This is a genomic window from Reella acinonychis (assembly GCF_052828705.1).
On record NZ_CM128256.1, the window covers coordinates 1,067,409 to 1,080,447 of the forward strand.

The following is a 13,039-nucleotide window of genomic DNA, read 5'->3' on the forward strand; positions in this document are numbered from 1 at the left end:
TATTTATCATTTAATGGTAGTATAAGGCGATTAATTTTTAGATCATATATTTTTGTTTTATTTAAATTAATGGAGGATGACCTTATGGAGTTGTTACAACTTTGTTTATATTTAGTTGCAGCGTACTTGATTTTTGCTAAACCAGAAAAAGAGAAATGGGCTTATCGCTTAACATACTTAGTTGTTTTAAGTGCATTTTTTGTTTTCTTTATGGCTACAAAAGCAATGCTTTTACCTGGTGTAAACTATTAAGGTAAGGAAATTAGTATGAATGAACGAATTTTTAATTCTATATTGACTTTGTGTGCGTTAGTTATAGCAGCAGTACTAGGGGGTGCCTCATTTTATTTAGGATTTATTGCAAAAGAGTCGCCTTGTATCCTCTGTTGGGCACATAGAATGTTGATGATCGGTGTTTCAATGTTCGCATTTTTAATTGTTCGCTATGGACCAAAACCAAAATATATTGGATGGATTATATTTATTGGTGTATTTGGTATGTTTGCTGGATTTAGACATTCTGCAGGTAGCTTTGCTTGGGATATTCATCAAGGTTGGTGGGATGAAATTCTAGGGGCACATACTTATACATGGCCTATTGTTATTCAAGCTGTAGTACTTTTGTTTACAGCATTAATTTTCTTATTCTCAAAAAATTTATATGGTTTCGTAAGCCAAACTTATAAGCCATTATCATCTTTAACTAAAGCTGTTATGCTTCTATTTATGGTGGTTTTAGGGGGGAATATGGTACAAGCATTTATGAGTACTGGGTTACCACCAAATATAGGAGTAGGGAATCCGAAAAGATTATCTTTTGATCCAGAATACTGGTATTGGACAACAGATAGCTGGAAACGCCTTGAAAGACCGACTTCTTTACGTAATGCATGGGATGTAGAACAACCTGATTTACCAAGCCAACCATCAAAGTTAGCATTGACTTCAGATGTTAGCTCTGCACCTTTAAATTCTACTAATAAATTAAATATCTCAAATAAGATTACGATTGAAGCAGATTTAAATGCACCGGCGACAGATTTTTCCTTTAATGGGAAAGATCAGTATTTTGTCGCCACTGAAAAATGGGGAATGTATCTGTTTGATAAAGATTTATCAGAAGTCAAACATTTTTCAGTATTAGATTATTTAAATGGTGCGAATGGTAGAGTTCCTGTTGGCAGTACATTCTTTAATGAAAATGAGTTTGGTGTTTTAGGGTGGAATAAAATATTTGTATTCTTAAAACAAGATAGTACTCGCTCAAAACGTGAAGGATTCCCTAGTTTTATTGAAGGATTACAAAATTATGTGGTAACGGCTAGAGGGGCTTATAACACAATTCGTTCTCGTATGTTCCATGTGCTTTCAATGGCTTATTCTCCCGAGTCAAATAGTGTTTATACAATCACTGTTCCAAATGTAAAAAAACAAGCATTAATTGTCTCTCGATTCGATAAAAACGATAATTTACTTTCAGAAGAGTTTACTCCAACTATTGGTCCTGATATTTTGCAGAAAGAAGGAAAAAATATAGGGGAGTATTACATTACAGGATTGACCAGCTATAAAGGTGATTTATATGCTGTGAGTAAACAATTTTCTCAGATATTGAGAATTAACCCTAATACAAAACAAATTACTCATGTTTATGAATTTAGTGGTATTGAAAATCCACAGGGTATTACGTTTAATTCTGAGCAAATGCAAATTCTTAGTTATGAGAATGGAAAAAATATTGTTTATACATTAACTGAACAATAATAGATTTTTTAAATTAAGCCCTCTAATCTTGGAAAATAATGAGCTAGTAGAGGGCTTGTTTCTTATATGAAAACAAAATATGGGGGACATAATTGCCAATCATCCCTATTTCGCTATAATAGCGCACTTTCTTGATTAATCTTACAAAGGGCGTCGGCATAATGGATGCATTACAAACACCTTATTATTTAATTGATAAAACGAAATTATTGCGCAATATGGAAAAAATTGCTTATTTGCGTGAGAAATCAGGTGCAAAAGCGCTGTTAGCGTTGAAATGTTTTGCCACTTGGTCTGTATTTGATTTTATGAGTCAATATATGGACGGTACAACATCCTCTTCATTATATGAAGTCAAATTAGGAAAACAAAAATTTGGCGGAGAAACCCATGCTTATAGCGTAGCTTATAGTGAGCAAGAAATTGATGAAGTGGTTGCTAACGCAGATAAAATTATTTTTAATTCAATCAGCCAGTTACAACGTTTTTTTGATCGTACTTTAGATTTACAACGTGGATTACGTGTGAATCCAAGAGTAAGTACATCAAGTTTTTTATTAGCCGATCCTGCTCGTCCACATAGTCGTTTAGGTGAATGGGATATTGAAAAAATCCGTACGGTAATGCCATTAATCAATGGATTTATGTTTCACAATAACTGTGAAAATGAGAATTTTGAAAAATTCTGCGAAATGCTTGATCATATTGAACAACAATTTGGTGAATTATTGCAACAAGTTGATTGGGTAAGCCTTGGTGGTGGAATCCATTTTACTGGTGAGCATTATCCTTTGGATGCTTTTGCTGAACGTTTAAAACAATTTTCACAGAAATTTGGTGTGCAAGTGTATTTGGAGCCAGGTGAAGCCTCGATTACTTTAAGCACAAGTTTAGAAGTAACGGTATTGGATATTCTTAATAATGGCAAAGAGTTAGCCATTGTTGATAGTGCGACAGAAGCCCATATGTTAGATTTATTAATTTATCGCTCTGAAGCTAAATTATTGCCTGATGCTTTCCAAGGCAAAGGCGATTATCCTTATATGGTTTGTGGTAAATCCTGTTTGGCTGGCGATATTTTTGGCGAATATTATTTTGAAAAGCCATTACAAATTGGCGATCGCATTTCTTTTTGTGATGCCGCTGGCTACACAATGGTGAAGAAAAATTGGTTTAATGGCGTGAATATGCCCGCTATTGCTATTAAAGAATTGGATGGTTCTATTCGCCTTGTTAAAGAATTCGGTTATCAAGATTACGTCGATAGCTTATCTTAATTCAAGTGCGGTGAATTTTTTGGTTGTTTTACAAAATTAGCGTAAAATACACCGCGCTTTATTTTGGGGGTATTCGTTAAGAATAAAGCCCGTTCCGCCCGATATTGACTTTTTAGGTTTTCAAAATGTATCGGGATTTTATTAACGCCTATGCCAATATAGAAGAATTGGCACCCGGGAGGAAAATACTAAATGAAAAAAAATGTATTAATTATTGGTGCTGGTGGTGTATCCAATGTTGTTGCTCATAAGTGTGCTCAACATAATGATTTACTGGGTAATATTGCTATTGCATCGCGTAATATTAAAAAATGCCAAGCCATTGCTGACAGTGTAGTGGAAAAAGGCAATTTTAAAATTCCAGCAACAATTCAATGCTTTGAAGTGGATGTATTTGATATTGAAGCGACCAAAGCCCTTATTCAACAAACTCAATCGCAAATTGTGATTAATGTGGGACCTTCTTTTGTTAATATGTCGGTATTGCAAGCTTGTATTGAAACAGGTGCTGCTTATATTGATACTGCAATGCATGAAGACCCCGAAAAAGTATGCGAGCCACCGCCTTGTTATGCGAACTATGAATGGAAACGCAGTGAATTATGTAAGCAAAACAAGATTACAGCAATTTTAAGCGTGGGATTTGATCCAGGTGTGGTGAATGCCTATGCTGCCTATGCTGTAAAAGAAGAATTTGATAGCGTAGAGAGTATTGATATTATTGATATCAACGCAGGTAGTCATGGACGTTATTTCGCCACAAATTTTGATCCTGAAGTAAATTTCCGCGAATTTAGTGGTAGTGTGTGGAGCTGGCAAGATCGTAAGTGGGTTGAGAATAAAATGTTTGAAATCAAACGTTCGGACGATCTACCAATTGTGGGAATGCAAAATTCCTATTTAACAGGGCATGAAGAAGTTCATTCACTTGCCACTCATTTAAATGTGCCAACTATTCGTTTCTGGATGGGATTTGGTGATCATTATATTAATGTTTTCAATGTGTTAAAGAATTTAGGCTTATTGTCTGTTTTCCCAGTTAAAACAGCAGAAGGTGTTGAAGTTATTCCATTGAAAGTGGTGAAAGCGGTATTACCAGATCCTGCTTCTTTAGCACCAAATTATACGGGCAAAACTTGCATTGGTAATTTGGTTAAAGGAAAGAAAGACGGTAAAGAAAAAGAAATTTTCATTTACAATGTTGCTGATCACAAAGAAGCCTATGAAGAAGTGGGTAGTCAAGGGATTTCGTACACAGCCGGTGTACCTGCGGTGGCTGCAGCAATGCTTGTGGCTACGGGCGAGTGGGATGCACAGGAAATGTGTAATGTGGAACAACTTGATCCAAAACCATTTATTAATTTATTAAATAAAATCGGTTTGCCAAATCGTATTAAAGACGAAAACGGTGATCGTGAATTAGCCTTCTAAAAAAGGGTGCTTAGCACCCTTCATTTTAGCTCAGTATTTTGCAAGGGAAGATATGAAAAAATATATTGTTGGATTTTTATTATTTTGCACCGCACTTTTGGCGCAAGCAGGCATTTTTGATAAAAAACCACAATTTCTCAAACCAGATCAAGCCTTTGCCTTCTCAGCTAGCGTCCAACAACAGTCATTAGCATTACATTGGGATATTGCGGATGGCTATTATTTGTATAAAAAAGAAATCACCGTTGAACCTGAGAATGTAAAGTTTGGCGATCCTATCTTTCCGCCTGCAGAACAATATGAAGATGAATTTTTCGGCAATGTTGATATTTTTCGGGATGATTTAACAGTTAATGTGCCATTATTAGAAATGGCGAAAAGCTCAAAAGTCATCGTCAATTATCAAGGTTGTACTAAAGGTTTTTGTTACCCACCAGAACAAAAAGTGGTTGATTTAGCGATGATTGGTGCACAAAGTGCGGTGCAAAATGACGCACTTTTTCAGCAGAAGATTGCTTCAGATAACTTGTTATTAAGTGAGCAAGATCAATTGGCACAACGTCTGTCGCAATCGTCTTATTCTGTATTGTGGTTTTTCGTACTTGGGCTTGGCTTAGCTTTCACCCCTTGTGTGTTACCAATGTTGCCGTTGTTGTCTGCCATTGTGATTGGCTCTGGACAGCGCCCAAATACTTTACGTGCATTTTCGCTCAGTTTTGTTTATGTACAAGGCATGGCATTGACTTACACTTTGCTTGGCTTAATTGTTGCCATGATCGGTTTACCATTTCAAGTTGCTTTGCAAAGTCCTTATGTGCTAATAGGTTTGTCGATTTTATTTGTTTTGCTCGCCCTTTCTATGTTCGGTGTATTCACATTACAACTACCGAGTCGCTTGCAAACAAAATTAGCGCAATATAGCCAGCAACAAAAAAGTGGTGCCTTTGGTGGCGTATTTGTGATGGGAATGATCGCGGGATTAGTCGCTTCTCCTTGCACTTCAGCACCATTGTCCGGTGCATTACTTTATGTTGCGCAAAGCGGCGATCTCTTTACTGGTGCAATTACGCTTTATCTTTTGGCATTAGGCATGGGATTACCGCTGATGTTAGTAACGATTTTTGGTAATAAAATTTTGCCAAAATCGGGACAATGGATGAATACGGTCAAAAATCTCTTTGGCTTTGTGTTGTTATTACTTCCTGTATTTTTATTAGCGCGCGTATTCCCCAATTTTGAAGCTCAGATCAAAGCGACTTGGCTTGCATCTATTATTGTTTGGATCTGTTTCCAATTAGGGCGTTCTTGGCAAGGTTGGTTGATTGTGACAGGATTAGCCTGTGCTATGTTTTTCTTTAAAGCCCCTATTCAACATTGGGTCAGTGGTGAAAGTGCGGTGCAAAATGGTGAAGTTTCTGTGCACTTACAACGCGTGACCAGTTATGATGAGTTACAACTGGCGCTAGCCAATAATCCAAAATCCATTGCAATGTTAGATTTATATGCAGATTGGTGTGTAGCGTGCAAAGAGTTTGAAAAATACACCTTTCCTGATGCAAAAGTACAGCATGCTTTCGAGAACATATTGTTATTACAGGTTGATATGACAAAAAACAGCGATAAAAATCGAGAGTTAATGGATAAGTTAGCAGTCATTGGCTTACCAACGATGATTTTCTTTGATAAACAAGGGAATGAAATCGAGGGGGCGCGAGTAACAGGGTTTATGCAAGCGCAACCTTTTACAGATTGGTTAAATCAATTACTTAAATAAGATTGTTTACTCTCAGTTGAAAGTTCTTCAATAATTCGTCGCTTTCTTAAATAAATTTCATATTATAAAATGCGCACTCTCCATTAGATTGTCCATTTTTATTAATTTAAAAGGAAAGCAAAATGAACTCACAAACCTTAACTAAATTCGCACCTTATAGCTTAGCGCTTTTACGTATTTTAGCTGCCTATATGTTCCTCTTACATGGTACAGCGAAATTCTTTGAATTCCCAATGTCGATGACAGGTGGCAATGGTGCGATTCCATTGATGTCACAATTAGGTATTGGTGGCGTATTGGAAATCGTTGGTGGGATTTTGTTAATTCTTGGCAAGTTTACTCGCCCAGTTGCTTTCTTGTTATCAGGTATGATGGCAGTTGCTTATTTCCAAATGCATGCGCCAACAGGAAATGTCTTGTTCCCAGTGGCAAATCGTGGTGAATTAGCAGTGTTATATAGCATTGTATTCTTTCACTTTGTTTTCTCTGGTCCAGGTGCTTGGGCGTTGGATAATAAAACAGCTAAATAATTATTCTACCTTTTCTTTAAGCTCGCAAATGCGAGCTTTTTTTATGAAAAAACTACATAAAAGCAAACGATTGCGTTATAATGCCTGTCGATTTTTTACTTCAAATTTAAAGGAAATTTTCAATGCAATCTCATCGTCCGATTCGTCAAGCATTATTAAGTGTGTCAGATAAAACTGGCATTGTTGAATTTGCTCAAGGCTTAGTACAACGTGGTGTGAAATTACTCTCTACAGGCGGAACTGCAAAATTATTAGCAGATAGCGGTTTACCTGTTACCGAAGTATCTGATTATACAGGTTTTCCAGAAATGATGGATGGACGTGTAAAAACCTTACATCCAAAAGTACATGGTGGTATTTTAGGGCGTCGTGGCACTGATGATGAAGTCATGAGCCAGCATGGCATTGAAGGCATTGATATGGTGGTGGTGAATTTATATCCGTTTGCTGCGACTGTTGCGAAACCAAATTGTACATTAGAAGATGCAGTAGAAAATATTGATATTGGCGGGCCAACAATGGTGCGTTCTGCTGCGAAAAACCATAAAGATGTCGCGATCGTAGTCAATAATAATGATTTCAACGCTATTTTGGCTGAAATGGATCAACATCAAAATGGATTGACTTTAGAAACTCGTTTTGATTTAGCCATTAAAGCGTTTGAACATACCGCACAATATGATTCCATGATTGCTAACTATTTTGGGCAATTAGTGAAACCTTATTTTGTGGCAGAGGAAGAAGATGCTGACGCGAAGTGCGGTCAATTCCCACGTACTTTAAACCTCAATTTTATTCGCAAACAAACTATGCGTTATGGCGAAAATGGTCATCAAAAAGCGGCATTTTATGTAGATCAAGAAGTGAAAGAAGCTTCTGTATCAACAGCAAAACAATTACAAGGCAAAGCCCTTTCTTATAACAATATCGCAGATACTGACGCGGCACTTGAATGTGTGAAAAGTTTTGATGAGCCAGCTTGTGTGATTGTAAAACACGCGAACCCTTGTGGCGTGGCGTTAGGCTCGGATATTTTAGAAGCTTATAACCGCGCTTATCAAACTGACCCAACCTCAGCTTTCGGTGGTATTATTGCTTTTAACCGAGAATTAGATGCAACCACTGCACAGACTATTATTGATCGTCAATTCGTCGAAGTGATTATTGCACCGACAGTTTCTGCAGAAGCGCAAGCTTTACTTAAAGCGAAGAAAAATGTACGCGTTTTAGAATGTGGTGAATGGGCGAAAGCAGAGCAGCGTTTAGATTTTAAACGTGTGAACGGTGGTTTATTAGTGCAAGAAGCAGATTTAGGTATGGTAGACTTAGCTGACTTAAAAGTTGTAAGTAAACGTCAGCCGACTGAACAAGAATTAAAAGACTTATTATTCTGCTGGAAAGTAGCGAAATTTGTGAAATCTAATGCCATTGTGTATGCGAAAGATAACCAAACCATTGGTATTGGCGCAGGACAAATGAGTCGAGTATATTCAGCTAAAATTGCGGGTATTAAAGCGCAAGATGAAGGCTTAGATGTAGCGGGTTGTGTAATGGCGTCTGATGCTTTCTTCCCATTCCGCGATGGTATTGATGCTGCAGCAAAAGTGGGTATTCAATGTGTGATCCACCCAGGTGGTTCAATGCGTGATCAAGAAGTTATTGACGCCGCAGATGAACACAATATGGTGATGGTATTAACTGGAATGCGTCATTTTAGACATTAAAATAGATGTTACTTTTCTTTACTTATGTAGAGAAAAGTAACTAAAAAAGTACCGCACTTTTATCTTCATTCACATAAAAAGAAAAGTCGGTTGCCATCAGTAAAATGATATATATTAGAAATAAGCAAAAAATTAATAGGAAAATTACAATGAACATTCTCATCATCGGTAACGGCGGACGTGAACACGCATTAGCTTGGAAAGTGGCACAATCACCATTAGCTGATAAAGTTTTTGTCGCACCAGGTAATGCGGGGACTGCATTGGAAGCGAAAGTGGAAAATGTGGCAATTTCAGCGACAGATGTAGAAAAATTGGTGGCATTTGCACAAGAAAAAAATATTGGCTTAACCATTGTTGGCCCAGAGGCACCGCTTGTGATTGGTGTGGTTGATGCGTTCCGCGCAGCCGGGTTGAAAATTTTCGGCCCAACTCAAGCAGCAGCACAATTAGAAGGTTCAAAAGCCTTTACTAAAGATTTCTTGGCTCGTCATAAAATTCCAACCGCTGAATATCAAAACTTTACTGAAGTTGAGCCAGCACTCGCTTATTTACGTGAAAAAGGTGCGCCAATTGTGGTCAAAGCGGACGGTCTTGCTGCGGGTAAAGGTGTGATTGTTGCAATGACTTTATCTGAAGCGGAAGAGGCTGTGAAAGATATGCTTTCTGGCAATGCTTTCGGTGACGCAGGAAGTCGAGTTGTCATTGAAGAGTTTTTAGATGGTGAAGAAGCCAGTTTTATTGTGATGGTAGATGGTAAAAATGTGGAGCCGATGGCAACTAGCCAAGACCACAAACGTGTAGGCGAAAATGATACTGGCTTGAATACGGGCGGTATGGGCGCGTATTCCCCAGCGCCAGTGGTGACACCAGAAATTCATGATCGCATTATGAAAGAAGTCATTTATCCAACAGTGAATGGCATGGCGGCGGAAGGCAATGTTTATACAGGTTTCTTGTATGCTGGTTTGATGATTATGCCAAATGGTCAACCGAAAGTAATCGAATTTAACTGCCGTTTTGGTGATCCTGAAACCCAACCAATTATGTTGCGTTTAGAATCTGACTTGGTTGAGCTTTGTCTTGCTGCTTGTGAAGGTAAATTGAATGAGAAGAAATCTCAATGGTGTGAAAAAGCATCACTTGGCATTGTGCTTGCAGCGGAAGGTTATCCTGGCGATTATCGTAAAGGCGATGAAATCACAGGTATTGAAAGTGCGGTGGAAAATCAAAAAGTTTTCTTAGCTGGCGTAGAAAATAAAGAGGGCAAACTGGTGACCAATGGTGGTCGTGTGGTTTGTGTAACAGCTCTTGGCGATAGCGTTTATGATGCGCAACAACAAGCTTTATCATTGGCAGAAAAAGTACAATGGAAAGGTCGATTCTATCGCCGCGATATTGGCTATCGTGCAGTAGCAAGAGAAAAAAATAACGCATAAACTGTGTTTTAGAGAACTGAAATGGCTTTTATCTTAATGGATAAGAGCCGTTTTATTTGATGAATAGAATTCATCATTAAAATGAAAAAATAGAGTAAAAAATTTACTGCGTTTTTATCTTGAATTGAGGTAAAATACCGCACGCAAACGTTTTACAACCCCATATATTTGACTTTAGGAGAAGGAGACCTTTATGTTTAACAAAAGTATGACTATCGCTGATTATGATCCGGTTTTATGGCAAGCTATTCAAGATGAAAATCGTCGTCAAGAAGAACACATTGAGTTAATTGCATCTGAAAACTATGCGAGCCCACGAGTCATGGAAGCGCAAGGATCTCAATTTACCAATAAATATGCAGAAGGTTATCCAGGTAAACGCTACTACGGCGGTTGTGAATATGCTGATATCGTTGAGCAACTTGCTATTGATCGTGCAAAAGAATTATTTGGTGCAGATTATGCTAACGTTCAACCGCACTCTGGCTCACAAGCAAATGCGGCGGTTTATATGGCGTTGATTAATCCAGGTGATACGATTTTAGGGATGGACTTAGCGCATGGTGGTCATTTAACTCATGGTGCTAAAGTAAGTTTCTCAGGAAAAATCTATAATTCAGTTTTATATGGTATTACCGCTGATGGTTTGATCGATTATGAAGATGTGCGTCAAAAAGCATTAGAATCTAAACCTAAAATGATCGTTGCAGGTTTCTCTGCTTATTCTCAAGTTGTTGATTGGGCAAAAATGCGTGAAATCGCAGATGAAGTCGGTGCTTATTTATTCGTTGATATGGCACATGTGGCAGGCTTAATTGCAGCCGGTGTATATCCAAATCCACTTCCTCACGCACATATTGTTACCACAACAACACATAAAACCTTAGGTGGTCCACGTGGTGGTTTGATTTTATCTGCTTGTGGTGATGAAGAAATCTATAAAAAATTACAATCTGCAGTATTCCCAGCAGGTCAAGGTGGTCCATTAGTGCATATTATGGCAGCGAAAGCGGTATGCTTTAAAGAAGCTTTAGAACCTGAATATAAAGTTTACCAACAAAATGTACTTAAAAATGCGAAAGCAATGGTGGAAGTGTTTAAACAACGTGGTTATGATGTTGTTTCAAACGGTACAGAAAACCATTTATTCCTTGTGAGCTTCATTAAACAGGGCTTAACAGGTAAAGCTGCAGATGCTGCTTTAGGTCGTGCAAATATCACTGTAAATAAAAACTCAGTGCCGAATGATCCACAAAAACCATTTGTGACTTCAGGTATTCGAGTTGGTACGCCATCAATCACACGTCGTGGTTTCAATGAGAAAGATGCAGCAGAGCTTGCAGGCTGGATGTGTGATATCTTAGACGTCCTAGGTAAACCAGAAGAAGAAGCAGTTATTGAAGCAACGAAAGTGAAAGTATTAGAAATCTGCAAACGCTTACCAGTTTACGCAGCTTAATTGATGCTTTGGTTTATTGTTATTTATTTTGCGGCGATGAATATCGCCGCTTATTTTTTAATGCGAGTAGATAAGCAACGCGCGCAAAATAAAGAATGGCGTATTGCAGAATCTATTTTCTTTTCATTCTGCTTTATGGGCGGTTTTGTGGGCGTTCATTTAGGTATGCAACATTTCCATCATAAAACTCAGCATTGGCAATTCAAAACCGTAGTGATCTTAAGTGCGGTGCTTTTTTTGATTGTTTTGCCGATTTGGTTGATGATTAAGTAACAAAAAAGTGCGGAAATTTCACCGCACTTTTTCTTTAATCATTGTTTATCCTTGTTAGTCTAGGCTAGTAATTAACAAAATAGCCAATTGCAGCTTTTAACTCATCAGCATAAAAAATCAATGGAATACGGTTACGTTGCCAAATTGGTACTTGATGTTGTTGCCAGATTTTTTTGATATCGCGATGCAGATCATTGGACTTTATGCAAACTGTACCTGAATAGGCAAATTTCACCTTAATGGGCTGATTTGTATTGGCTAAAACTGTCTGCTTAATTTGTTGTTCATTTTGCCAACAAAAAATTAGTTCCTCGCTGTTTTGCTGCAAACTGAGTAATCCTAAGTTGTCAGGTAATGTAATTTGTTGACCTATTTTTAGAGGAATACAGTAATCCTGCAGATTGATGAATTGTGGTGTGAGATAGAGTTTCTGCTGATAGCGACGCACAACTTTATCAGCCAATTGAAATTGAGGATTGGCATCAGCTCTTGCAAATGCGACATCAGCAATGATTTTTTCTAATTGTTTGGCGCTTGGCATCGCTTGATTTTGTTGCTCAAACCACATTCTTAATAAAGCATTTTGTTTGGTTTTACTGTATTGAGCAAAATATTGGAGCGAAAAAGTGCGGTGAATTTTATCGAAGTTTTGTGCAAATTCTTCTGCTAAAAGTTCATTAATTAATTGTTGTTGTTCATAACAATGTTGTGCGCTACGCACGACTGCTTGATCAAAATAATTCCAGCGTTCGCGCAATTGAGGTAAAATTTGGTTACGCAAAAAATTGCGATCGTAGCGATTGTTTTCATTACTGTCATCTTCAACCCAGCTTAAACCTTCATCAGTCACATATTTTTCTAATTCACTTCTGCTAATATTAAGTAATGGACGATAAATAGGCATATCGTTTAAGCGGCTTTCAGCTTGCATCGCCCCTAACCCTTTAAGGCCACTGCCTCGTTTTAATGCTAGAAAAAAAGTTTCAGCTTGATCTTGTAGATGATGTGCAGTAACCACGACTTCATGTGCCATTCGTTCTTCCGAAATAGCTTGATAACGAGCTTCTCGGGCGGCTTGCTCAATATTGCTCGTTTGTTTGATTTGCACTTTTTTAATGATTAATGGAATATTAAATTGTTGGCAAATTTGTGCGCAATGCATTGCCCAATCATCTGCCTTAAGGTTCAAACCATGATGAACATGAATCGCTCTTAATTGTAAGTGCGGTTGATTTTGACGGGATTTTGCTAATAAAGAAAGTAGCGCAGTGGAATCTAAACCGCCGCTAAATGCAATTAAATAAGCTGAGTGTTTGAGTTGATGTTGAAAAATATGGGCTAGCATTTAAAATAGTGGGGCAATTTCTG

General features: G+C 37.7%; 11 protein-coding genes. 10 read left to right on the plus strand and 1 reads right to left on the minus strand.

Features of this window, described 5'->3' with window-relative positions; all coding sequences use genetic code 11:
* Positions 1 to 84: 84 nt before the first annotated feature.
* The 10 genes from ACUXZ4_RS05380 to ACUXZ4_RS05425 all read left to right on the plus strand — a co-directional run bounded on the left by ACUXZ4_RS05380 (position 85) and on the right by ACUXZ4_RS05425 (position 11,671).
* Positions 85 to 252 carry a hypothetical protein gene (locus ACUXZ4_RS05380; RefSeq protein WP_464972202.1) on the plus strand — a complete coding sequence of 56 codons (168 nt, stop codon included), beginning with the start codon at positions 85 to 87 and terminating at the stop codon, positions 250 to 252.
* A gap of 15 nt (positions 253 to 267) precedes the next feature.
* Entirely contained in the window at positions 268 to 1,764 is a 1,497-nt protein-coding gene (locus tag ACUXZ4_RS05385; protein WP_464972203.1) for a disulfide bond formation protein B, read from the plus strand.
* Positions 1,765 to 1,925: 161 nt separating this feature from the next.
* Positions 1,926 to 3,041, plus strand: a complete 1,116-nt coding sequence (gene nspC / locus ACUXZ4_RS05390; RefSeq protein ID WP_464972204.1) for a carboxynorspermidine decarboxylase — start codon at positions 1,926 to 1,928, stop codon at positions 3,039 to 3,041.
* Between the two features lie 192 nt (positions 3,042 to 3,233).
* Entirely contained in the window at positions 3,234 to 4,472 is a 1,239-nt protein-coding gene (locus tag ACUXZ4_RS05395) for a saccharopine dehydrogenase family protein (RefSeq protein WP_464972205.1), read from the plus strand.
* Between the two features lie 52 nt (positions 4,473 to 4,524).
* Positions 4,525 to 6,246: a protein-disulfide reductase DsbD gene (locus tag ACUXZ4_RS05400; protein WP_464972206.1), complete on the plus strand. Its 1,722-nt coding sequence runs from the start codon at positions 4,525 to 4,527 to the stop codon at positions 6,244 to 6,246.
* A gap of 122 nt (positions 6,247 to 6,368) precedes the next feature.
* Positions 6,369 to 6,776, plus strand: coding sequence for a DoxX family protein (locus ACUXZ4_RS05405; protein WP_464972207.1), 408 nt, complete (start codon positions 6,369 to 6,371; stop codon positions 6,774 to 6,776).
* Positions 6,777 to 6,898: 122 nt separating this feature from the next.
* Entirely contained in the window at positions 6,899 to 8,500 is a 1,602-nt protein-coding gene (purH, locus tag ACUXZ4_RS05410) for a bifunctional phosphoribosylaminoimidazolecarboxamide formyltransferase/IMP cyclohydrolase (RefSeq protein ID WP_464972208.1), read from the plus strand.
* Between the two features lie 149 nt (positions 8,501 to 8,649).
* A complete protein-coding gene (gene purD / locus ACUXZ4_RS05415) occupies positions 8,650 to 9,939 on the plus strand; it encodes a phosphoribosylamine--glycine ligase (RefSeq protein ID WP_464972209.1) in 1,290 nt (429 codons plus the stop codon).
* 193 nt (positions 9,940 to 10,132) lie between these two features.
* Positions 10,133 to 11,398 carry a serine hydroxymethyltransferase gene (glyA, locus tag ACUXZ4_RS05420; RefSeq protein ID WP_464972210.1) on the plus strand — a complete coding sequence of 422 codons (1,266 nt, stop codon included), beginning with the start codon at positions 10,133 to 10,135 and terminating at the stop codon, positions 11,396 to 11,398.
* Between the two features lie 3 nt (positions 11,399 to 11,401).
* Positions 11,402 to 11,671: a DUF1294 domain-containing protein gene (locus ACUXZ4_RS05425; protein WP_464973995.1), complete on the plus strand. Its 270-nt coding sequence runs from the start codon at positions 11,402 to 11,404 to the stop codon at positions 11,669 to 11,671.
* 64 nt (positions 11,672 to 11,735) lie between these two features.
* On the opposite strand, the gene tilS is transcribed toward ACUXZ4_RS05425, so the two are convergent.
* Positions 11,736 to 13,016 (minus strand): tRNA lysidine(34) synthetase TilS, encoded by a 1,281-nt coding sequence (gene tilS, locus ACUXZ4_RS05430; protein WP_464972211.1) that lies wholly within the window; start codon positions 13,014 to 13,016, stop codon positions 11,736 to 11,738.
* Positions 13,017 to 13,039: the final 23 nt, after the last annotated feature.